Annotated in this window: 18 protein-coding genes and 1 pseudogene; 12 read left to right on the plus strand and 7 right to left on the minus strand. The window is 70.8% G+C overall.

Annotated features, from left to right (window positions below):
- Window positions 1-637, plus strand: a 637-nt coding sequence (locus ABT004_RS26930) for a transglycosylase family protein (RefSeq protein ID WP_502966968.1), incomplete at its 5' end; no start/stop codon positions are given.
- On the opposite strand, the gene ABT004_RS26935 is transcribed toward ABT004_RS26930, so the two are convergent.
- The 3 genes from ABT004_RS26935 to ABT004_RS26945 are packed head-to-tail and all read right to left on the minus strand — an operon-like array spanning window position 615 to window position 4,489.
- Window positions 615-1,328, minus strand: a complete 714-nt coding sequence (locus tag ABT004_RS26935) for an ATP-binding cassette domain-containing protein (protein WP_351341829.1) — start codon at window positions 1,326-1,328, stop codon at window positions 615-617. The genes ABT004_RS26930 and ABT004_RS26935 overlap by 23 nt on opposite strands.
- On the minus strand, window positions 1,325-4,012 hold the full coding sequence (locus ABT004_RS26940) for an ABC transporter permease subunit (RefSeq protein ID WP_351341831.1): 2,688 nt from the start codon (window positions 4,010-4,012) through the stop codon (window positions 1,325-1,327). Before ABT004_RS26940 ends, ABT004_RS26935 begins: the two co-directional genes overlap by 4 nt.
- A 12-nt stretch (window positions 4,013-4,024) precedes the next feature.
- Window positions 4,025-4,489 (minus strand): hypothetical protein, encoded by a 465-nt coding sequence (locus tag ABT004_RS26945; RefSeq protein ID WP_351341833.1) that lies wholly within the window; start codon window positions 4,487-4,489, stop codon window positions 4,025-4,027.
- A 155-nt stretch (window positions 4,490-4,644) separates the two neighbouring features.
- Here ABT004_RS26945 and ABT004_RS26950 point away from each other — a divergent pair, with 155 nt between their 5' ends.
- From ABT004_RS26950 to ABT004_RS26965, 4 genes are all read left to right on the plus strand, one after another.
- Window positions 4,645-5,226, plus strand: a complete 582-nt coding sequence (locus ABT004_RS26950; protein WP_351341835.1) for an MTB12 C-terminal domain-containing protein — start codon at window positions 4,645-4,647, stop codon at window positions 5,224-5,226.
- The gene (locus ABT004_RS26955) at window positions 5,201-6,493 is read left to right on the plus strand and encodes an ABC transporter substrate-binding protein (protein ID WP_351341837.1); all 1,293 of its coding nucleotides are present in this window, start codon (window positions 5,201-5,203) and stop codon (window positions 6,491-6,493) included. The genes ABT004_RS26950 and ABT004_RS26955 overlap by 26 nt, the downstream gene beginning before the upstream one ends.
- A 178-nt stretch (window positions 6,494-6,671) precedes the next feature.
- Window positions 6,672-7,919: a glycosyltransferase family 4 protein gene (locus ABT004_RS26960; protein ID WP_351341839.1), complete on the plus strand. Its 1,248-nt coding sequence runs from the start codon at window positions 6,672-6,674 to the stop codon at window positions 7,917-7,919.
- A gap of 56 nt (window positions 7,920-7,975) precedes the next feature.
- On the plus strand, window positions 7,976-8,764 hold the full coding sequence (locus ABT004_RS26965; protein ID WP_351341840.1) for a hypothetical protein: 789 nt from the start codon (window positions 7,976-7,978) through the stop codon (window positions 8,762-8,764).
- Window positions 8,765-8,774: 10 nt separating this feature from the next.
- Here the strand turns inward: ABT004_RS26965 and ctaD are convergent, their stop codons facing one another.
- The gene (gene ctaD, locus ABT004_RS26970) at window positions 8,775-10,460 is read right to left on the minus strand and encodes an aa3-type cytochrome oxidase subunit I (protein WP_351341842.1); all 1,686 of its coding nucleotides are present in this window, start codon (window positions 10,458-10,460) and stop codon (window positions 8,775-8,777) included.
- 375 nt (window positions 10,461-10,835) lie between these two features.
- Here ctaD and ABT004_RS26975 point away from each other — a divergent pair, with 375 nt between their 5' ends.
- Complete coding sequence (locus ABT004_RS26975) at window positions 10,836-11,051, plus strand: I78 family peptidase inhibitor (RefSeq protein ID WP_351341844.1); 216 nt, start codon at window positions 10,836-10,838, stop codon at window positions 11,049-11,051.
- Window positions 11,052-11,178: 127 nt separating this feature from the next.
- Here the strand turns inward: ABT004_RS26975 and ABT004_RS26980 are convergent, their stop codons facing one another.
- Window positions 11,179-12,165 (minus strand): phosphatase PAP2 family protein, encoded by a 987-nt coding sequence (locus ABT004_RS26980; protein ID WP_351341846.1) that lies wholly within the window; start codon window positions 12,163-12,165, stop codon window positions 11,179-11,181.
- Between the two features lie 222 nt (window positions 12,166-12,387).
- Complete coding sequence (locus tag ABT004_RS26985) at window positions 12,388-13,521, minus strand: putative hexosyltransferase (RefSeq protein ID WP_351341848.1); 1,134 nt, start codon at window positions 13,519-13,521, stop codon at window positions 12,388-12,390.
- A gap of 260 nt (window positions 13,522-13,781) precedes the next feature.
- Here ABT004_RS26985 and ABT004_RS26990 point away from each other — a divergent pair, with 260 nt between their 5' ends.
- On the plus strand, window positions 13,782-15,404 hold the full coding sequence (locus tag ABT004_RS26990) for an MFS transporter (RefSeq protein ID WP_351341850.1): 1,623 nt from the start codon (window positions 13,782-13,784) through the stop codon (window positions 15,402-15,404).
- A 31-nt stretch (window positions 15,405-15,435) separates the two neighbouring features.
- Here ABT004_RS26990 and ABT004_RS26995 read toward each other — a convergent pair whose 3' ends face one another.
- Window positions 15,436-15,885, minus strand: a complete 450-nt coding sequence (locus ABT004_RS26995; RefSeq protein ID WP_351341851.1) for a cell division protein SepF — start codon at window positions 15,883-15,885, stop codon at window positions 15,436-15,438.
- Between the two features lie 335 nt (window positions 15,886-16,220).
- Between ABT004_RS26995 and ABT004_RS27000 the strand changes: the two genes are divergently transcribed.
- From ABT004_RS27000 to ABT004_RS27020, 5 genes and pseudogenes are all read left to right on the plus strand, one after another.
- The gene (locus ABT004_RS27000) at window positions 16,221-17,471 is read left to right on the plus strand and encodes a DUF5685 family protein (protein ID WP_351341853.1); all 1,251 of its coding nucleotides are present in this window, start codon (window positions 16,221-16,223) and stop codon (window positions 17,469-17,471) included.
- A 214-nt stretch (window positions 17,472-17,685) separates the two neighbouring features.
- Complete coding sequence (locus ABT004_RS27005) at window positions 17,686-18,588, plus strand: S1 family peptidase (protein ID WP_351341855.1); 903 nt, start codon at window positions 17,686-17,688, stop codon at window positions 18,586-18,588.
- Between the two features lie 163 nt (window positions 18,589-18,751).
- Complete coding sequence (locus ABT004_RS27010) at window positions 18,752-19,684, plus strand: slipin family protein (protein WP_351341857.1); 933 nt, start codon at window positions 18,752-18,754, stop codon at window positions 19,682-19,684.
- A gap of 230 nt (window positions 19,685-19,914) precedes the next feature.
- On the plus strand, window positions 19,915-20,997 hold the full coding sequence (locus ABT004_RS27015) for a S1 family peptidase (protein WP_351341859.1): 1,083 nt from the start codon (window positions 19,915-19,917) through the stop codon (window positions 20,995-20,997).
- A 167-nt stretch (window positions 20,998-21,164) separates the two neighbouring features.
- Window positions 21,165-22,936: pseudogene (locus tag ABT004_RS27020) on the plus strand (iron-containing alcohol dehydrogenase).
- Window positions 22,937-22,948 lie beyond the last annotated feature (12 nt).

Genomic DNA, 22,948 nt, shown 5'->3' on the forward strand with positions numbered 1-22,948 from the left:
CGCCGACCGGGTGGGGCCGCGCGGCGGGCGCGGCGCGGCACGACGGGTCGCCGCGCACCGGCTGCCTAGCGTCCGCGCCATGGACCTGATCGCTACGTTTCCGAAGGCGTACGGCCCGCGGCGGTGGGCGGCGGCTCTGCTGGGCGTGCTGCTCGCACTGGCCGCGCTGCCGGCCCTCGCCACCGGGGCGGACGCCGCCGAGCCGTCCGACTGCGCCAAGACGGAGTGGCCGTGGTCCTGCCTCGCGGAGTGCGAGAGCGGTGGTGACTGGGACGAGAACAGCGGCAACTCCTTCTACGGGGGCCTCCAGTTCCGGCAGTCCACCTGGGAGGAGCACGGTGGCCTGAAGTACGCGCCGCGCGCCGACCTCGCGACCCGTGCCGAGCAGATCAAGGTCGCGGAGGAGGTGCTGCGCACCCAGGGCTGGGAGGCGTGGCCGGTCTGCTCCAAGCGGTACGGCCTTGAGGGCCGCGTCCATGTGGTGCAGCGCGGCGACACGCTGGCGTCCGTCGCGCGGCGCTTCGAGGTGCAGGGCGGCGCGCAGGCGCTCTACAAGGCCAACCGCGACGTGATCGGGGACCACCCGGACCGGCTTGAGGAGGGCGCGACGCTGGTCATTCCCGAGCCGGGGGAGTAGTAGGGGCTGGTGGGGCTGGCAGGTTCGGCGGGAGTTCGGTGGCTTCGCCCCGGAACACGACCGTGCCGCGCCGGAGTTCGTAGACGAACACCGGTGTCCCGCGCAGGCCGGGCGGCAGGCGTTGCTCGGCGAGCACCACGCAGGCGTCGAGTTCGCGCAGCAGGGCGTACGTGCGGGTGGCGACCGGTGGGGCCATGCCCTGGGTGGGCTCGTCGACGAGGACGACGCGGGCGGGGGCGAGCAGGGCGCGGGAGACGGCGAGCATCCGCTGCTCGCCGCCGGAGAGGGTGCCGGCGCGGCGGGCGAGGAGGGGGCGCAGTTCGGGGTAGGCGTCGAGGGCCGTGGTGACGTCGCCTGGGCCTGGGCCCGTGGCCAGTCGGAGGTTCTCGGTGACGGTGAGGTCGGCGAAGACGGCCTGCCGGTCGGGCACGAAGCGCAGGCCGGCGGCGGCGCGGGCGTGGGCGGTGTGCCGGGTGACGTCGGCTCCGTCCCACACCACGGAGCCGGCCGTGAGCCGTACGGTGCCGGCGAGGGCGCGCAGGGCGGTGGTGCGGCCGGATCCGTTGGGCCCGAGCAGCACGGTGACCGCGTGGGCGGGGGCGGCGAGGGTGATGCCGTGGAGCGCTTCCAGGGGGCCGTAGCGGACGCGGGCGTCGCGCAGTTGGATGCCGCCGCCGGGGCCGGGTGTCACGAGGGCTCCGGGGCGCGGTCGAGGACGGAGTCCGGGGCGCCCGAGGCCACGATGCGGCCCGCCGCCATCACGTGCACGGTGTCCGCGAGTGCGGCGACGAGGTCCAGATCGTGTTCGACGACGAGTACGGCGGTGCCGTCGGCGGCGAGTGCCCTCAGTAGTCGGGTGAGGGTGGCGACCTCGGCGGGGTCGAGCCCGGCGGTCGGTTCGTCGAGCAGGAGCACGTGGGGGTCGCCGGCGAGGGCGCGGGCGAGTTCGACGCGGCGCAGTGTTCCCGTGGGGAGGCCGGTCGTGTCCTGCTCGGCCTGGAGGCCGAACAGGCGGGTCATCCGTTCCGTGGCTGCCGGGTCTCGTACGCGGGCCTGTTCGGCGCCGATGCGGATGTTGTCGGCCACGGTCAACGAGGGGAAGACGACGAGTTGTTGGAAGGTTCGGGCGATTCCGAGCCGGGTCCGGGCGTGGGCCGGGAGCCGGGTCACGTCGTGCGGTCCGAGGTGGACGTGGCCGGTGTCGGGGCGGACGGTGCCGGCGAGGCAGTGGAAGAGGGTGGTTTTGCCGGCGCCGTTGGGGCCTGTGACGGCGGTTACCTTGCCGGTGGGGATCCGAATGCCTATGTCCTGGAGGACGGGGCGGGTGGCGTAGGTGACGGTGAGGTGGGTGGCGGTGAGTACCGGTCTTGTCGCGGTGGGCCGTCCCGACGCCACGGGGCTCCGCCCCGGACCCCGCTGCTCAATCGCCGCAGGGGCTTGGTTTGGCTCGTCTGTCGTCGATGCTTGATTTTGCCCGTCTGCCGCCGGGGCTTGGAAGGTCTGCTCAATCGCCGCAGGGGCTTGAGGGGCTGCGGTTGGCCGTTGGCGCCTTGGGCAATCTGTCGCCTTGGGCGGCAGGGTGGGCAAGGCGGCCCACGGTGCCGCGCGACGGAGCGGGGGGCCCAGGCCACGGACCACCAGGACCGCCAGGACGCCGACCGTCAGTGCCGCCACTCCGCCCCGGGCACCGGCGTCGAGGCCCACCAACAGTCCCGCCCCGACCAACGCGGCGAAGGGGTTGTCCGCGCCCAGGACGACCACCGCCGCGAACCACAACAGGCCCCGCACCGGGTCGTACGCCGACGGGTCGAAGGAGCCAAGGCCGAACGTCAGCAGCCCGCCTCCCAGCGCCGCGAGCCCCGCCCCCGCCACGAACACCGCGACCTTCAGACCCGGCACCCCGACCCCCGCCGCCGACGCCCCCGCCTCATGGTCCCGGACCGCCGCGAGCGCCCGCCCCGTCCGCCCCCGACGCAGGGCCGCCACGACCGCCAACGCCCCGCCCAGCAGAGCGAGTTCGAGTACGTAGAACGCCCGGTCGTCCGCGAAGCCCGCGGGTCGCGCCGGTGTGAGGCCCGACGCCGCGTACGGCTGCGCGAACACGAACCGGCTCACTCCGCCCCCCACCGCGAACGTCGCCAGCGCCAGCGCGAGGCCGTGCCGCCGGATCGCGGGCGCGGCGGTCAGTAGCCCCAGGGGTGCCACCATCGCCGCGGCTATGAAGAGGGCCGGCAGGCCCGGGAGTTGGGGAAAGCCCGGGAAGTTGCCCGTGGTGAGCAGCGACGCGAAGAGGGCGCCCAGGCCTGCGAATGCGCTCTGACCAAGGGCGAGTTGGCCTGCTCTACCTGTTACCACCACCAGCGAAAGGAGGATCAGTGCCAGCGCCGGCACCTGGATCGACGTCCGCAGGTCCGAACCCGCGAACCCGAGCGGCAGCAGGAACAGCACCCCCGCCACCAGCCACGCCTCCCGCGGAGCGGCCCGCGTCCGGCGCGTCACCGCCGTCGGCAGCGCCCCCTTCCCGCCCACCCCCGGCAGCGCGAGCGCCGCGACCAGCAGCGCCACCACGAACAGATTCGCCCCCACCGCCTGGACGAGCGGCTCGGCCCACCCGCGCGGATGCAGCCGCGTCAACTGGCTCTGTGCGACCCCGATCGCGAGCGCCGCCCCCACCGCCACCCCGAGCCGCCGCATCCCCGCCGCGACCGCCACCGCCACGACCTCCATCACCAGCAACGGCAGACCGTACGGGTCAAGGCGTACGTAGGGGGCCAGGAGTACGCCCGTCAGGCCCGCGGTGAACGTGCCGAACGCCCAGCCCGCCGCCGCGACCCGGTCCGCGTCGATCCCGCCGAGCACGGCCAGCGGACGGTTGTCGACGACCGCCCGCAGCTCACCGCCGAACAGCGTCCACCGCGTCACCGCCCACACCGCGCCCCCGATCGCGCAGGCCACCGCGAGCTGCCCCCACGGCTCCCCGGGGACCAGCCTCGGCGCGTCCTCCTGCGCTCCCGTGCCCCACAGCAGCGCTGCCGCCCCGACCAGGAGGACGAAGACGCCGATCGACGCGACCAGGGGGCGCGCCGGATCGTCGCCGCCCGACAGAGCCAGCGGCCTGAACACCCAGCGTTCCAGGGCGAGTCCGAACCCCGGCGCCACCACCAGGAGCACCAGCGCCGCGGCCGCCCACAGGGGTGCGTCCCACACGACCACCAACTGCCGCAGCAGATACGCGCAGAGCATCGCGATCGCGCCGTGCGCGAAGTTCAGGACGCCCGTCGCCCGGTAGGTGACGATCAGGCCGATCCCGGTGAGCGCCGCCGCCGCTCCCACCGAGAGACCGGCGAGCGTGAGGTCGTACGTGAGGGACGACACCAACCCGGCTCCTCAACTCCCGGTGGGAGGTTCGCAGATGGGGCACGAGCCGAGGCCCGCCTCCGCGATCGCGCCCGCGTCCGCGGGGACCGCCCGCGGCTTGCCCTCGACGAGCGGGCAGTCGGCGCGGTGCCACAGCGTGCCGCCGGGCACCATCAGCAGCCGGCCGCTGGAGGCGAGCGGGGGCGCGGGATCCGGGGGGCTTGGCGCCGGATCGGCCGTGATCAGCAGCTCGTAGAGGCGCTCCACGCGCGACGCGGCGAGCGTGTTCCTGCCGTGCGTGAGGAGCACCGCGCCCGCGATGATCAGGGCCGCGCCCGGCACCGTACAGGAGGCCAGGTAGGGGAGTTGACGCTCGGCGAAGCGTTCGCCCGAGATGCCGTACCAGCCGACCACGCAGAGCGCCGCCCCGCCCGCGAGCGCCGCGGTCCCCGCCCACAGGGCAGGGTGCACAGAACGTAGTCGGGCAGTCCGCATCGCCGGCCCCCACTGGTGCGCGCGTGTGTCTGGCCTTGTCCGCCGATCGCTTGCACTATGCCTTCTGGAGTCCAACTCGGAAAGCTCCGGGGACAGTTGGCCGATCGCTTCGATCCCGTCGGCCCCGCCCGGACCGACACCCGGCGGTGAGCCTGATGGTTTTCGGGAGCACACCTCGTACACCCCGCGCGGCGCGCGGACGGGGAGCGGCGTTCGCGCTCGCCCTCGCCCTGGTCCTCGGCCCCGCCCTGGCGGCCTGCGGCGACGACAGCGGCGGTGACGACAGCGCCCCGCCGACGCCGAGCTCGAAGCCGCCCACGAGCAAGGAGCCGACGAGTGCGGAGCCCTCGTCGCAGCGGCCGAGCGACCGCGCGCCCGAGGACCGGGCCGGCGCGGAGAAGGAGATCAAGACCAACTGGAAGAAGTTCTTCGACCCGAAGGTGTCGATGGAGGAGAAGACCGGCGTCCTGGAGGACGGAGCCAAGATGGGTCCGGTCCTCAAGAGCTTCAGCGGCGACAAGCGCGGCGGCCAGGTGGAGGCCACCGTCACCAAGGTCGCCTTCACCTCGGGGACCGAGGCGGACGTGACGTACGCACTCGCCCTCAAGGGCGCCACCGTGCTGCCCGACGCCAAGGGGACGTCCGTCGAGCAGGGCGGCACCTGGAAGGTGTCCGTGAACACCCTGTGCGCGCTGGTGCAGTTGAGCGGCAATGCGTCGCCGGGCCCGGGCTGCTGAGGCGCTCGCCGCGAGCCTGACGGGCCTGGCCCTGGTGGCCCTCGCGGCCTGCGGGTCCCGGCTGCCGGAGAGTGACTTCGAGGGCCGAGGAACGCCGACGCCGCGCTCCACCGCGCCGCTCCGTGTCGGCATCGTCACCAGCGCCACGAGCCCCGTCGGCGGCGCCACCTTCACCGACACCCGCGACGGCGCACAGGCGTACTTCCGGAACCTGAATCGACGGGGCGGCATCCAGGGGCGCCGCGTCGAGGTGCACCTGTGCGACGACGGCGGCAGCGGCGTCGGCAACACCTCCTGCGTGCACAAGCTCGTCGACGAGCAGAAGGTCGTCGCCCTGGTGGCCACCACGTCGCTGGACTACGCGGGCGCGGAACGCGTCTCCCACGCGCGCGTGCCCGACATCGGCGGCCAGCCGATCGGCGCGGCCTACGACACGTATCCGCATCTGTACGGGATCTACGGCAGCCTCGCGCCGCGCCACGGGAAACCGGGTTGGGGCGGGAAGCTGTACGGCGGCACCGAGGTCTACCGCTACTTCAAGCGCGAGCACGGCGCCCGCACCGCCGCCGTCGTCTCCTACAACCAGGCCGCTTCGGCCGCGTACGCCCGCCTGGTGACGCGCGGCCTCAGGGCTGAGGGCTACAAGGTGGTCACTGAGCAGCTCGACTTCGCCCTGCCGAACTTCCGGGCCGCGGCCGCCGACCTGAAGGACGCGAAGGCCGACCTCGTCTTCGACGCCGTCGACGCCCACGGCAACGCGCGGCTCTGCGAGGCCATGGACCAGGTCGGCGCCCGCGTCACCGCGAAGGTCACGAACGTACAGAACTGGACCTCGTCCGTCAGGGCCGCCTACAAGAACGCGCCGCACTGCCGCGCCTCCCTGTGGGCCACCGGCGCGAGCCGCAACTACGAGGACACCGGGCACCCCGCCGTCCGTGCCTTCCGCGCCGCCACCAAGGACCTGAAGACGCACTCGCAGTGGCAACTGGAGGGCTGGGCCGCCGCCATGTGGTTCACGGACGCCGCCCGCTCCTGCCGGCGCGCGGTCACGCGTGCGTGCGTCGACCGTTTCATGGAGCGCGGCGTACGGTACTCGGCCGATGGCCTGCTGCTTCCCGTGACGTTCGAGAGGCTCGCGGAGCCGCCGAGAACTCGAGAGACGTGCCTGTCGGTCGCGCGGTGGACCGACACAGAAGGATGGGTCACCCGGAACGGTGGTATGACGCACACCTGTGCGGACGTTCCGCAGCTCTCCTACCAGCCATGACGTGATTCGTGACGTGATTACGGATGCGTGATGGGGCGAGCCGGTTCCCGAGAACGCCTACCAATCCGGCATCTGTTCAGGAACAACATGATGATGAGGAACAACCCTCGCCAGGTCATCCCCGTCTAACTACCCGGTAGGCGGAGAAGGCGGACTGTTCAGACAGATACGAGGGCGCATGCAGATTTCTTTTCTGATTCACAACGCGTACGGGATCGGAGGGACGATCCGCACCACGTACAACCTTGCCAGCGCGCTTGCCGACCATCACGACGTGGAAGTCGTGTCCGTCTTCCGGCACCGGGACGAGCCGGTGTTCGCACCGGACCCGCGCATACGGGTGCGCCACCTGGTCGACCTGCGCAAGGGCTCCGCCGGGTACGAGGGCGATGACCCGGAGTTCCAGCGCTCCGCCACGGTCTTTCCGCGCAGCGAGGGGCGCTACGAGCAGTACAGCGCGCTCACCGACCGGCGGATCGCCGAGCACCTCGGTTCCCTGGAAGCCGATGTCGTCGTCGGCACCCGGCCCGGCCTCAATGTGCACCTCGCGCGGGAGACCAGGCGCGGCGTGCTGCGCGTCGGCCAGGAGCACCTCACCCTCGGCACGCACTCCGCCGCGCTCCGCGGTGAACTGCGCGGCAGCTACCGGGCCCTCGACGCGCTGACCACGACCACGGAGGCCGACGCCCACGCCTACCGCGAGCGGCTGCGACTCCCCGGCGTGCGCATCCAAGCGATGCCCAACCCGGTACCGGAGCCCGGCATCGCGCCCGCCGACGGCAGCGGCAAATGGGTCGTGGCGGCCGGCAGGCTCGCGCCCGTGAAGCGCTACGACCTGCTGGTGCGCGCCTTCGACCAGGTGCGCGCCGAGCGGCCCGACTGGCGCCTGCGCATCTACGGGGGCGGCAAGCAGAAGGACAAGCTGCGCACGCTCATCGACGAGCTCGGCCTCTACAACCACGTGTACCTCATGGGGCCCGCCCACCCCATCGAGCCGGAGTGGGCGAAAGGTTCCATCGCCGCCGTGACCTCGACCTACGAGTCCTTCGGGATGACGATCGTCGAGGCGATGCGCTGCGGTCTTCCGGTGGTCGCCACCGACTGCCCGCACGGTCCCGGCGAGATCATCGACAACGGTGTCGACGGCCGGCTCGTCGAGGTCGGCAGCGTCGAGGCCATCTCCGGTGGCCTGCTCGAACTCATCAACAACGACGCCCTGCGCCAGGAGATGAGCGCCCACGCCCTCAGCCGTTCCGAGCGCTTCGACCCGGCGCGGATCGCCGAGCGCTACGAGGACCTGTTCGGCTCGCTCACCGCGCGCGGCGGCTCCGTGGGCCTGCTGCACCGGGCCCGCGGCTCGCTCATCGACGGCGCCCACGCGGTGCGCGACGCCCTACGACCGCAGCGGAAGGGACACCCCGCATGACAGCCCCCACGGCCCCGCCCCCGCCGTGCCCCGAAGACAGCGACAGGAGCGTCCGCATGCCGCCCCGAGCCGACTGCATCGCCGACTCCGCCGGCGGGCTCACCTTCGACGTCACCGACCACGGTTCGCCCGACCCGGCCAGCCTGGTGCTCGTCGACCGGGCCTCCGGGCACACGGTGCGGCTGCCGCTCACGCCGACGGGCGAGGGGCGGCTGCGCGCGTCGCTGCCGATAAGCGTCTCCCTCGAGGAGGGCCGCTGGGACGCGTACGCACAGGTCGCGGGGGACGATCCGGTGCGGCTCGTGCCGGGAGTCAACGATCTGCGCTCCCTGGTGGACCGGGCGCCGAGCGGCTCGCGCGGCTACGTCGCCGTACGCATCCCGTACGTCACCAAGAACGGCAACCTCACCGTGCGCAGCTGGCTGCGGGCGCCGCACGCGGAGGCCGGTGAACTGCTCATCGACGACGGCGAACTGACCGTTCAGGGGCGGGTCTACGGCGCCGGGTTCACGGCGAAGGCGTACGCGGAGATCCGCTCCCGCGCGGTGCGCGGCCCCGTACTCCGCGGCGAACTGGACTGGGACGGGCCGAGGTTCACGCTCCGCATCGGCTACGACGAGCTGCGCGAGGGCCGTTGGGACCTGTGGCTGCGGCCCGCGGGGGACGACGGGCCCCAGGTGCGGCTCGCCCGGCTGCTCGACGACATAGCCGACAAGAAGCCGATCTTTGCGTACCCGGTGTCGCGGGTGGCCGTCGCGGGCCGCGGCGAACTGGCCGCGGAGGCCTACTACACGGGGGCCAACGACCTTTCGGTGCAGGTGAGTTCGGTCCAGGACCAGACCTGAACCAGGCGTCCTAGTTCTTGTGCCCGGACTCCAGCGGCCGGTCCTCGAAGGCCGCGAACTCCGGGTGGTGCAGGTCGAAGGCCGGGGACTCCGAGCGGATCCTCGGCAGCGTGACGAAGTTGTGGCGCGGCGGTGGGCAGGCCGTCGCCCACTCCAGGGAACGGCCGTACCCCCACGGGTCGTCGACCTCGACCTTCACGCCGTACTTCGTCGTCCGCCACACGTTGTAGAGGAACGGCAGCGTGGACAGGCCGAGCAGGAACGCTCCGATCGACGAGAGGGTGTTGAGCAGCGTGAAGCCGTCCGCCGCCAGATAGTCCGCGTACCGGCGCGGCATGCCCTCCGCGCCCAGCCAGTGCTGGACCAGGAACGTCGTGTGGAAGCCGACGAACAGCGTCCAGAAGTGGATCTTGCCGAGCCGTTCGTCGAGCAGCTTCCCCGTCAGCTTCGGCCACCAGAAGTAGAAGCCGGCGAAGGTCGCGAAGACGACCGTGCCGAACACCACGTAGTGGAAGTGCGCCACCACGAAGTACGAGTCGGTGACATGGAAGTCCATCGGCGGCGAGGCGAGGATGACGCCGGTCAGGCCCCCGAAGAGGAACGTGGTCAGGAAGCCGACCGACCACAGCATCGGCGTCTCGAAGGACAGCGAGCCCTTCAGCATCGTCCCGGTCCAGTTGAAGAACTTCACGCCCGTGGGCACCGCGATCAGGAACGACATGAACGAGAAGAAGGGCAGCAGCACCCCGCCGGTGGCGAACATGTGGTGCGCCCACACGACCACCGACAGGCCCGTGATCGCCATCGTCGCGCCGACCAGCATCGTGTAGCCCCAGATCGGCTTGCGGCTGAAGACCGGCAGGATCTCGCTGATGATCCCGAAGAAGGGCAGCGCGATGATGTAGACCTCCGGATGCCCGAAGAACCAGAAGAGGTGCTGCCACAGCAGCGCCCCCCCGTACTGGGCCTCGAACACCACGGAGCCGAACCGCCGGTCCGCCTCCAGGCAGAGCAGCGCGGCCGCGAGGACGGGGAACGCGAGCAGCACCAGGATCGACGTGAACAGCGTGTTCCACGTGAAGATCGGCATCCGGAACATCGTCATGCCGGGCGCCCGCATCCCGATGATCGTGGTCAGGAAGTTCACCGAGCCGAGGATCGTGCCGAACCCGGCGAGCGCGAGCCCCATGATCCACAGGTCGGCGCCGACACCGGGGGAGCGGGTCAGGCTGTTCAGCGGCGCGTACGCGAACCAGCCGAAGTCCGCGGCCCCGCCCGGCACCACGAGCGAGCCGAGCACGATCAGGCCGCCGAAGAGGAACAGCCAGTACGAGAACATGTTCAGGCGCGGGAACGCGACGTCGGGCGAGCCGATCTGCAGCGGCATGATCTCGTTGGCGAAGCCCGCGAAGGTCGGCGTCGCGAACAGCAGCAGCATGATCGTGCCGTGCATCGTGAACAGCTGGTTGTACTCCTCGTTGGAGAGCATCTGCAGGCCGGGGCGGGCGAGTTCGGCCCGCATGAGCAGGGCCATGACCCCGCCGATCAGGAAGAAGCCGAACGACGTGATCAGGTAGAGGTGGCCGATCTTCTTGTGGTCGGTCGTGGTCAGCCAGTCCACGACGATCCGCCCCGGGTGTCGCTCGCGCGGCACCCCCACCGTCGCAGGCCCGGCCTGCACCCCGGTCGTACCCATCGCTTGCCCCCTCGCTGCTGCGCGCCTCGGGCCTGCTGCGGACTCACGACATGATGCGCGCGTGCACCCCCGTGGCGACAGAGGGCGTACCCCTGTTTCTGGCATGGACAGATAATTCCCGGACGGCCTCAACTCGCCCGTGCGGCCGTCGGATTCGAAAAGGCGCGGGGAATTGCGCTAAAGGGTGCGGGGCTCGTGTAGACGGTCCGGCGGAGGATATTCGGTGGACCGCGACAATTCGATAGGGTCGGGCGTTACGGGCGAAAGTAAGGGACAAGTAAGAGGCAAGGAACGCTCGATCGTGTGAGGAACTCTTAAAAAACAACTGTCGTGATCTTGTGACAAAAGCGTGACCCGCGGCCTACCGTTGGCCGCATGGCACCCATCCCCACCCCGCCGGCGGAACCACAGGACAATCCGGACACGTACGTCGGGCTCGACGCGCACAGCGCCGAGTCGCAGGCGGGCGCGCGTGGCTGGTCCACGGTCAGGCAGCTGCCGCCGGGCGCGATCATCACCATGGAGTACCTGGCAGGGCGGCTCAACTTCGAGGTCACCGAGGGAAAGGTGACGCGCTGCTGGAAGGGCTGAGGGCCCCCGGCCTGCCGTCCGCGGCCCCTGAGACATGCGAAGGCCCCCGAACCTGAAAGAGGTTCGGGGGCCTTCGCGGTGCGGGGCTTGGCTGTGCGTACCGGGCCCCGCCGTCTGGTGGGCGCGCTCAGGACACCGGTCTGGTCGACGGCGTCGCGCGCGTGACTCGCTCCGTGGCCGGTCGGCGGCTGCCCGCCGGGGTGATCGGCGTGCGCTCGCCGCGCGGGGTGTGCGGGCCCTGCGGAAGCAGCTGGCGTTTCGACCTGGTGGCGCCGACGGACTCGCGCGTGCGGGTCGGGCTCATCGCGGGGACCGGGACGGGATCGGACTCCGGTCGTGGCAGCCGGGCGCCGGAGCGGCCGCGCAGCCGGTCGCGCCACGCGAGGATCCACGCCTCGACGCGGGTCACCAGCGGCTCGAGCCAGGGCAGCGCGAGCAGGATGAGCAGGCCCGCGGCCCAGCCGAGCAGTACGTCGCTCAGCCAGTGCGTACCGAGATAGACCGTGGTCAGGCCGACGCTCAGGGAGATCACCGCGGAGGCCGCGGACAGCCAGCGCCTGGCCCGCGGGGTGGAGGCGAGGAAGGCGAGGATGCCCCAGGTCACCACCGCGTTCGAGGTGTGGCCCGAGGGGAATATGTCGCCGCCCTGCCACATCTCGCTCGACCCGATGGTGGTGGCGTAGTGCGGGCCGGCGCGGCCCATACCGTACTTGGCGGCGCCCACCGTCACGTTGAGCAGCAGCAGCGCGGTGCCGAACATCAGCAGCGGCCGCAGCGTGTGCTGTCTCCAGGAGCGCCAGCCGAGCCACGCCGTCACCATGACGGCCGTCGGGCCGCGCTGGCCGAGGACGACCCAGTAGTCGAGAAAGGCGTGGATGCCGGGCCACTGCTGGTACGGCCGGAAGAACATGACCTGCCAGTCGATCGCGACCAGCTGCGAGGTGACGAGCACCGCCAGCACGATCGCGAGGTAGAAGGACAGGGTCAGCCCGAAGAGTACGACCCGGTGCCGGCTCATGTGGGGGATGTCCACATGAGCCGGTCGTTCGGGCTCGCGATCGAGCCTGGCGAAGACCCGCTCCACACGGCGGGTCAGGTTTCGTTCGGTACGCACCCAATCGACGCTACAGCGACCGACAGGTGGACCGACGCGAATCAGGGGCTTTGTGATGACGATGTGATGTGGGATTGATCTCAGATGGCCGAATATTCCCACGATTTCAGTTACCCGGAAGGAAAGGTTCCCGAATTCAAAGATCGTTTCCGGGGCTCATTATATGACGCTTATGAATGCGTTCACCTGATACCCGTGCGGAATTGGCCGTTCACCCACCGCTCACGGCGGACCCGACCCGTTCAGCCAGAACGCTCCGTAGGCCGCCGACAACACTGCGAGACCGCCGACCACCCACGCCGCCCTGGCCGTACGCCACCGGGCGAGCGCCACCGCGAGCGGCAGCAGCAGCGGGAACGCGGGCAGCAGCAGCCGCGGCTTCGAGCCGAAGTACCCCGAGGCGCACAGCGCGAGCACGACCACGACGCCCGTGTAGACGAGCACCGGCAGCGGCTGGCGCTGCCGCACACCGGCGACGTACAGCCAGATCACCAGCGCGACCCCGACGATCAGACCCACCCCGGTGAGCGCGCCCAGCGGTGACGTGAACTGCTCGGCGACGAACCCGGCGAAGGCCGCGCCCCCGTCGAAGCCGTTGCCCCACTGCGCCTGCACGTCGAGATAGCCGAAGAGCCCGCCACCGGTCCGCCGCCCGACCCACAGCACGTACGCCGCGGCGCCCGCCGGAGCGAGCAGCACCCCGAGCACGAGCCGCCACGAGACCCGCCGCTCCCGCCGGACCCACAGCGCCGCCGCCACCCACACCGCCACCACGACGGCCGCCCCGATCGGCCGGGTCAGGCCCGCGAGCGCGGCGAGCGACCCCGCGCCCACCCAGTGCCGGCGCAGCACCGCGTGCAGGCCCCACGCCGCGAGCGCCGTGAACAGCGCCTCGCTGTACGCCATCGACGCCACGATCCCGACGGGCAGCGCACCCCACAGCACCGCGAGCCAGATCCCGGCGGCCCGCCCGTGCAGCAGATCCCCGACGGCGAAGATCCCCCACGCCGCCGCGAGCGAGGCGAGCAGACTCACCACGAGACCCGCGTCCGCGTACGGCAGGGGGCTGACCGCCGAGACGGCGCGTTCGAGCCACGGAAGCAGCGGAAAGAACGCGAGGTTCGAGTGCACGGTGCCGTCGGGCAGCGTCACCGACCAGCCGTAGCCGTGCTCGGCGATCCGCGTGTACCAGAGCGAGTCCCAGCGGGCCGTGAGCAGTGTGTGCGCGCTCTTGCCCGTCGCCGCGCTCCACACCCAGAGCACCAGTAGGCCGAACGCCCGCACGGCGGCGTATCCGAGCAGGGCGGGCGCGGCGTGCCGCGGCGAGGGTCGATGTCGTTGGTCCACGTCCGTCACGGCCCCGATTATCGACATCCGCCCCGTCCGCCCCACCAGCAGGCCCCCTCCTCTGGAGTGGTGCACGCCACACCAGCGTGCGGATGCCGTGAGAGGTCCGCCACGTGTCATTGGCGAGAACTCGCGTACGCTGACGGCTTACTCGCCTTTCGCCGCAGGGCCGGGAGACCGCTCCTCCCGAGCCGGATACCCAGACAAGGCCTTATGCCGTCCCCAGTCCTGGGATCCGCCGAACGCGAGGACCACTGGGAGGTACGTACATGTCCGGGACGAACACGGCCTCCGGGCGCGCGCTCGGGCGCCTGGCCGCCATGGGCACCCGTCCGCACCGCTGGGTCGTCCTCGTCGTCCTGTGCACGAGCCTCCTCCTGGTCGCCCTCGACTCGACCATCCTCTACGTGGCGCTGCCCTCGGTCACCGAGGACCTCAAGCCCACGTCCGTCGAGCTCCTGTGGATCGGCGACGCCTATCCGCTGGTGTGCGCCTCGCTGCTGATCCTGTTCGGCACGCTGGGCGACAGAGTGGGCCGCCGGAAGATCCTGCTGCTCGGCTACGCCCTGTTCGGCGCGGCCTCCGCGCTCGCCGTGTTCTCCGACACCGCACAGGTACTCATCGTGGCCCGCGCCATCCTCGGCATCGGCGGCGCGATGATCATGCCCGCGACGCTCTCGATCCTGCGCGACGTCTTCCCCGACCGGCACGAGCGGGCCGTCGCGATCGGCGTGTGGACCGCGGTCGCCGCGGTCGGCGCCGCCGCGGGCCCCGTGCTCGGCGGCTTCCTCGTCGAGCACTTCTGGTGGGGCTCCGTCTTCCTCATCAACATCCCGCTGATGCTGATCATGCTGCCGCTGTGCCGGGTCCTCGTGCCCGAGTCAAAGGGGCGCAGCGACGGCCCGTGGGACCTGTTCGGCGCGCTGCTCGCCGCGCTCGGTGTGCTCGGTGTCGTCTACGGCATCAAGGAGCTGGGCACCAAGCGCGATCTGCTCGACGCCGAGGCCATCCTGCCGTTCGTCGTCGGCGTCGTGCTGCTCTTCCTCTTCGTGCGCCGCCAGCGCCGCCGCGAGCACCCGCTCATCGACATGAAGCTGTTCTCGCGGGTCGCCTTCTCGACATCCATCGGCTGCATCGTCATCGCGATGCTCGCCCTCGTCGGCCTCGAACTGATCGCGGTCCAGTACCTCCAGCTGGTACTCGGACTCAGCCCGCTCGAGACCGGCCTGCGGATGCTGCCGCTGACCTTCGCCGCGATGACCGCGGGCGTCCTCGGCTCGGCGGTCCTGCGCCGCTTCGGCCCGCGCGCCATGGTGGCGTCCGGCTTCGCGCTGACCGCCTGCGCCGTGCTGATGCTCTGCGCGATGGGCCAGCGGGACCAGCCGTGGCTGCTCGGCCTCGGCTTCGTACTGCTCGGCTTCGGCTTCCAGAGCACGCTGTTCGGGGCCTACGAGTCGATGCTCACGGAGGCTCCCGCGGACGACGCCGGGGGCGCGGCCGCGATCGGCGAGACCTCGTACCAGCTGGGCGCCGGCATGGGCATCGCACTGCTCGGCTCCGTGATGAACGCGGCGTACGCGCCCGGCCTCGGCCATGTGCCGGGGGTCTCGGACGGCACGTCGACGGCCGCGGGGCACTCTCTGGGGGAGGCGTACCAGATCGCCGCGCGGCTCGGGGGCACGGCGGGGGACGCGCTGCAGGATGCCGCGCGCGCCGCGTTCGTGCATGGTCTGCACGTCACGCTGATCGTCAGTGGGGTGCTGCTGTTCCTCGGGGCGCTCGCCGCGCTGCGGCTGCCCCGGCGGATGGAGTGCGAGGCCCCCGCGGCGGACGACGCGGACGTGGCGGCGCCGCGGCGGGCTTCGTCACCGGCGGAGTCCTCGGCCGCGTGACGCGCGGTCCGGGGGGAGGCCCCCGAACCGCTCAGCTCTGATTGAAGAAACCGTCCGTCGGTTCCTTGGCGTCACGGCCCGAGACGATCTGCGTATCCGCGGGACTCAGCAGGAACACCCGCGTGGCGACCCGGTCGATCGAACCCCGGAGCCCGAAGATCAGGCCCGCCGCGAAGTCCACCACGCGCTTGGCGTCGGTCGCCTCCATCGACGTGAGGTTGATGATGACCGGAACCCCGTCCCGGAACATCTCGCCGATCCTGCGCGCGTCCCGGAAGCTGTCGGGGGTCACCGTGCCGATCCGGCGGCCCTTCTCCTGGGCCTCCTCGGAGGCGACCTTCACGCGCGGGTCCGTGACCCAGGCCGCGTCGCCGGCGGCGGCGGGCTCGGGCCCCTCGTCGTAGTCGTCGTCGTAGTAACGCTCTTCATCGTTGTCGTCGACGAGGCCAAGCCAGGCACTCGCCTTGCGCACCGATCCCATGGACGCCTCCTCTCAAGCGGTTCCTCTGCGTTCCGCACTCCGCATGTCGTGCATCCCCAATGTTCGTCCATGATGCAGATGCGACGCCAAGGGGATAGTCGCCGCGCGGGGGTTTCGTGACGGTACTGGTGCACAGTCTGCGTGACGTTGTCCCCCAGTTCCCAAGGGTTGTACGGGATACGGCTGCTGATGGTGAGTGAAATATGATTCTTCACGGCGTATGGGTGACCTTCGGTGCGTACGGGTGAACGAAGGTGCCGCGCAAGGGCTCGATACGATGCCGTCGTCGCGCGCCCGGGTTGACGGGCCGTCACTCGGTGTACGGGGGAGTCTTCTTGTTCGGCATGGTCCGGCCCTGCTCTCATCGGCTCGGTGAGAGCCTCAGAACCCAGTGGATGGCCCACCTCTGCGGGCTCTGTCTGGCGCTGCGCGCAGACCACGGGCAGTTCGCGCGTGTCGTCACCAACTACGACGGTCTGCTCGTCTCGGTTCTGACGGAGGCTCAGAGCGAGCGGGTGGGCGCGGCCGGTGCGTGGCGGCGGCAGGCCGGACCCTGCCCGCTGCGGGGCATGCGCGGCGCTTCCGTCGCACAGGGCGAGGGCGCGCGGCTCGCCGCGGCCGTCTCCCTGGCCCTCGCCTCGGCGAAGGTGCGCGACCATGTCGACGACCGGGACGGGCTGTTCGCGCGCGGGCCCGTGGCCGCCGCCGCGCGGAAGGTCGCCGCTGGCTGGGCAAGGGCCGGGGCCCGCACAGGATCTGACGTCGGGTTCGACACGGCGGTCCTGGCCGAGGCCGTCGAGCGGCAGGCCGGCGTCGAGGCGCTCGCGGGGCCCGGCACCCCTGTTCTCGCCGTGACCGAGCCGACCGAGACCGCGACCGCCGCCGCCTTCGCGCACACCGCGACGCTCGCCGGGCGGCCGGGGAACGCCGAGCCGCTCGCCGAGGTGGGCCGGCTGTTCGGGCGGCTCGCGCACCTGCTGGACGCCGTCGAGGACCGGGACGCCGATGCCGCGGCCGGCGCGTGGAACCCGCTCACCGCCACCGGCACTTCGGCCACCGAGGCGCGGCGGCTCGCCGACGACGCCCTGCGCGGCATCCGGCTCGCGCTCCGCGACGTCGACTTCGTGGACGGCAAGCTGGCCCACCTGCTGCTCGCGCACGAGCTGGGGCGCTCCGTGGACCGGGCGTTCGGGACCGGGGGCTGCGCCACCGCCCACGCGCACTCCGGGGCGGCGTCGACGCCGCAGCACGGCGACGAATCCGCGCCGCACACGCCGTACGGGCCCGGGAGTTCGGGGCCGTACGGGTCCCACAATCCGTACGGCGGCGGTGGCTCCGGCGGTCCGGGTGGGCCCGGCGGCTCCGGCGGCGACCCGTTCGGGAAGTCGCCGAAGCCCGGGAAGCGGGGGCTGTTCGCCGGGTGCGCCGTCGCGATCGGGCTGTGCTGCACCTGCAAGGTGTGCTGTGCCGAGGAGTACGAGGGGGCCTGGTCGCGGAAGAAGCGCGAGGGCTGCTGCCGCAACTGCGACGGACCCGACTGCTGCGACTGCTGTGATTGCTGCTCGTGCTGTGACTGCGGGGTCTGAGACACCGGCCCCGTACAGGTCGGCAGCGGTTGCGAAGAATTGAGGGAAGTCCGAAAGGCACTCTTGTGCGGGGCTGTTCGACCGGCGAATACTCCCGTCAGCGATTGTCAGGGGCACGGCGGGTCCGGAATCCGGACAACCGTCGGTTCCTGACTGCGCCTCACGGGCCCCATCCCCACGAGGGCCCCCAAGTTCCCTATGGGAGGAACGAGCAGTGAGGATCAAGCGCAGCACCCCCCGCAGTGGCAGAACCAGATCGACCCGGCTGATCGCCGTCGGTTCCGGTCTGCTCGCCGTGGCAGCCTTCGCGATTCCCTCCGCGAACGCGTCCGACGCGTCGCAGACGTTCAGCGCCTCCGAACTCACCCAGACCCGGGACGCCGTCCGGTCCGCCGATGTCGCAGGCACCGCCTGGGCCGTCGACTCCAAGACCAAACAGGTCGTCGTCACCGTCGACAGCACGGTCTCGCAGGCCGAGATCAACAAGATCGAGAAGGCGGCCGGCGACACCGCGGGCGCCCTCAAGGTCGAGCGCACGGCGGGCACCTTCAAGAAGCTGATATCCGGCGGCGACGCCATCTACGCGAGCAGCTGGCGCTGCTCACTCGGCTTCAACGTCCGCAACAGCGCCGGGACCTACTACTTCCTGACCGCCGGTCACTGCACCGACGGCGCCGGGACCTGGTGGTCCAACTCCGCGCACACCTCGACCGTGGGCAGCACCACCGGATCCAGCTTCCCCGGCAACGACTACGGCATCGTCAAGTACGCGAGCGGTGTCGCGCATGCCGGCACCGTCGGCAGCCAGGACATCACGAGTGCGGCGACCCCCTCCGTGGGGACGACCGTCACCCGGCGCGGCTCCACCACCGGCATCCACAGCGGCAAGGTGACCGCCCTCAACGCCACCGTGAACTACGGCGGCGGCGACATCGTCTCCGGCCTCATCCAGACCACGGTCTGCGCCGAGCCCGGTGACTCCGGAGGCCCGCTCTACGGCGGCACCAAGGCCTACGGCCTGACCTCCGGCGGCAGCGGCAACTGCTCCTCCGGCGGCACCACGTTCTTCCAACCGGTTACCGAGGCACTCAGCGCGTACGGCGTGAGCGTCTACTGATCCGACCGCTGCACCCTGTCGTACGTTCCGCAGTCGCAGCCAGCAAAGGGAGCCCCCGTCCGGCCATTTCGGCCGGGCGGGGGCTCTCCCTATGTGCCCCTTACGGGGCTACCGTCGAAGTACACGCCTTTTGCGCCCACTTCGGACCCTGGGGGACCGTGAGATGGTCGAGGAACTGGTGACGGCGGGAGTGGCCGTCGTATGTGCCGGCGGGGTCTATGTGATGTCCGCGGCGCGGGTCGTCAAGCAGTACGAGCGCGGGGTGGTGTTCCGGCTCGGCCGGCTCACCAGGTCCGTGCGCGGGCCGGGGTTCACGATGGTCGTGCCGTTCGTGGACCGGCTCCGTAAGGTCAACATGCAGATCGTGACGATGCCGGTGCCCGCGCAGGACGGCATCACGCGGGACAACGTCACGGTGCGGGTGGACGCCGTCATCTACTTCAAGGTCGTCGACGCGGCGGAGGCCGTGGTGCAGGTCGAGGACTACCGGTTCGCCGTCTCGCAGATGGCGCAGACCTCGCTGCGGTCCATCATCGGCAAGAGCGACCTGGACGATCTGCTGTCGAACCGCGAACAGCTCAACCAGGGGCTGGAGTTGATGATCGACAGCCCGGCAGTGGGCTGGGGCGTGCAGATCGACCGGGTCGAGATAAAGGACGTGTCGCTGCCGGAGACCATGAAGCGCTCGATGGCACGGCAGGCCGAGGCCGACCGTGAGCGCAGGGCCCGAGTCATCAACGCCGACGCCGAGTTGCAGGCCTCGAAGAAGCTCGCCGAGGCCGCCGAGGTGATGTCCGATCAGCCGGCCGCCCTCCAACTCCGGCTGTTGCAGACGGTGGTGGCGGTCGCGGCCGAGAAGAACTCGACGTTGGTGCTGCCCTTCCCGGTCGAACTGCTGCGCTTCCTGGAGCGGGCCACGCCCGGGGACGCGGAGCACGCGGCGCGGGCAGCCGTCACACAACTCGCCGATGGGGCGCTTCCGGGGCTGACCGAGGCGTCGGCGCCCGAGTCCGCGTCCGAGGAGAGGGATGCGGCGAGTCCCCCCGAACCCACGGTGAATGGCGGCCAAGCAGGGGCGAAATCCGGACAGGACTAGACCTCACCCTCCGCCCATCCAAGGATGCACGGTGTGTGTGCGGTGGGGGTCCACGTGGGGCGCGGGGGCGCACTCAAGGGGTAGAGGGCGTACGACGGTTGACGAACGCGCGTCCGGAAGTCGACCTTGTGTGTTCGCTGTGACGGTCGGGATAGTGGGCCAGTCAGCCTCACGGATCCGGTCCGACCCCACTCGAACCGGCATCCCAACCCCCCACAGGAGGACGAGAGTTGAAGCACCGACGCATACCCAAGCGACGTGTCGCAGTGGTTGGAGCGGGAATCTTCGCCCTGGCCGCCGCGGGCATCACCCTCCAGACCGCGAACGCCAGCACCGACGTACCGGACGTGGCCGCGCAGCAGCTGTCGATCACCAAGGCCGGAACTCTCGCCTCGTCCCTGACGAAGGACCTGGGCGCGGACTCGGCGGGCAGCTACTACGACGCCAAGGCCAAGCAGCTCGTCGTCAACGTCCTTGACGAGGACGCCGCGAAGACGGCCGAGGCCGCCGGCGCGAAGGCCAGAGTCGTCCAGAACTCCCTGGCCGACCTGAAGGGCGCACGGACGACCCTGAAGCAGGACGCGACCATCCCGGGCACGTCCTGGGCGGTGAACCCCGCCACCAACAAGGTCGTCGTCACCGCCGACCGTACGGTCAAGGGATCTGCCTGGAACCAGCTCACCGGAGTCGTCGAGAAGCTCGGCGGAAAGGCCGAACTCAAGCGCAGCCAGGGCGAGTTCAAGCCGTTCGTCTCGGGCGGCGACGCCATCACCGGGGGCGGCGGCCGCTGTTCCCTCGGCTTCAACGTGACCAAGGGCGGTGAGCCGTTCTTCCTCACGGCCGGCCACTGCACCGAGTCGATCTCGACCTGGACCGACTCCAGCGGCCAGGAGATCGGCACGAACGCCGACTCCCAGTTCCCGGACAACGACTTCGGGCTCGTGAAGTACGCGTCCGGCGTCGACCACCCCAGCGAGGTCAACCTCTACGACGGGTCCGCGCAGGAGATCACGAAGGCGGCCGAAGCGACCGTCGGCATGCAGGTCACCCGCTCCGGCTCCACCACGCAGGTGCACGACGGCACGGTGAAGGGCCTCGACGCCACCGTGAACTACGGCAACGGCGACATCGTCAACGGCCTCATCCAGACCGACGTCTGCGCCGAGCCCGGTGACAGCGGCGGCTCGCTCTTCTCCGGCGACTCGGCGATCGGCCTCACCTCCGGCGGCAGCGGCGACTGCACGTCCGGCGGCGAGACCTTCTTCCAGCCGGTGACGGAGGCGCTCTCCGCCACAGGCACGGAAATCGGCTGACCGACTGACGCATTGGGCCCCGCCCCCCGGGAGACCGGGGGCGGGGCTTTTGCATGGTGGCGCGGGACCTTGGTCCCACGGGCCGAGGACGTTCCCCGCCCCATCAGCGGAGCCCAAAGGTGTGGAATTGAGGCATCAGCGAGAAAGGCGTGAAAAAGGAGCCTGCCGTGGATGCCGAGGGGACAGTTCAGGGGACGGTCGACGAACTGGTCGCTGGAGCGCGCGAGGCGCTCGCGAGGTTCGAGACGTACGACCAGGAACAGGTCGACGACATCGTCTTCGCCTTCCACCCCAGCGCCCAGAAGTGCTCCGCCGAAGCCGCGCGCATCGTGCGCGACGCGGCGATCGAGGCCGGCGCCCCCGCGCACTGCGTGCAGTGGATCGAGGAGCCGTCGATGGCGGCGACGGGCCTCCTGATGAACCACGAGGGCGTCTCCACGATCCTCGCCACCGGCGGAAACGCCATGGTCAAGGCCGCCTACTCGTGCGGAAGGCCCGCCCTCGGCGTCAGCGCGGGCAACGTACCCGCGTACGTCGCCAAGGACGCCAAGCTGGGCCGCGCCATCCACGACATCGTGCTCTCCAAGGCCTTCGACAACGGCATGATCTGCGCCTCCGAGCAGGCCGTGATCCTCGACCGGGAGATCTACGAGGACGGCATCGCCGAGATGGAGCGATTGGGCGCGCATGTCGTGACCGCCGCCGAAAAGACCAAGCTGGAGGAGTTCGTCTTCGGCGCCACCGCCCACGGCGGCGACTGCTCGGGCGCCGAGCTCAACGCGTCGGTCGTCGGCAGGTCCGCCGTCTGGATCGCGGAGCAGGCCGGTTTCGAGATCCCCGAGGACACCTCGATCCTCGTCGCCGAGTGCGCCGAGGTCGGCCCGGACGAGCCGCTCACCCGCGAGAAGCTCTCCCCGATCCTCGCTGCCCTCAAGGCGAACGACACGGAGCACGGCCTCGAACTGGCCGCGCGGATGGTCGTTCGCCGATGGACGCCGCGAAGATCATGTGGCTGATGTACGAGCACCCCGAGATCGAGTTCGCGGACACGAAGGAGAAGTTCTTCGACATCCGCAAGCGGGCCTGCACGTTCCCGCAGTTGGGCGAGAAGGCGAAGCTCGTCGCCATCCCGACCACGTCCGGCACCGGCTCCGGGGTCACCCCCTTCGCCGTTATCTCCGACCCGGCCGCCGCCCAGAAGTACCCCCTTGCGGACTACGCGCTCACCCCGAACGTCGCGATCATCGACCCGATGCTGCCGATGAACCTGCCGCCCACCGTGACCGCCGACTCCGGCTTCGACGCGCTGACCCACGCCACCGAGGCGTACGTCTCCGTGTACGCGAACGACTTCACCGACGGCCAGTGCCTCCAGGCCATCAGGCTCATCTTCGAGAACCTGGAGGCGTGCGTGACGGAGGGTGCCAGGGCCCCCGAGGCGCGCGAGAAGATGCACAACGCCTCCACCATCGCGGGCATGGCCTTCGCCAACGCCTTCCTCGGCCTCGTCCACGCTATGGCACACACCCTCGGCAACACCTTCCACGTCGCCCACGGCCGCACCAACGCGCTGCTCCTCCCGCACGTCATCCGGCACAACGGCACCGTCTCGTACAAGGCGACGCCGTGGCCGAAGGCCGAGACGTACCGGGCGCCCGAGCGGCTGCAGGACATCGCGAAGATGCTCGGCCTGCCCGCGGCCACCCCCGAAGAAGGCGTGGAGTCGTACGCGAAGGCCGTCGAGGAACTGCGCGAGCGGTGCGGCATCCCGGCGTCGTTCCGTGCAGAGGGCGTCGACGAAGGGGAGTTCATGGCGGCCCTGCCGCAGCAGGCCATGAACGCCTACGCCGACCAGTGCGCGCCCGCCAATCCGCGGATGCCGATGATCGACGACATGAAGCGGCTGATGCGGCAGGCGTACTACGGGACCATCGCGTAGCGCTCCGGGCCG

This window comes from Streptomyces sp. NPDC002790 (genome assembly GCF_040295505.1).
GTDB lineage: Bacteria > Actinomycetota > Actinomycetes > Streptomycetales > Streptomycetaceae > Streptomyces.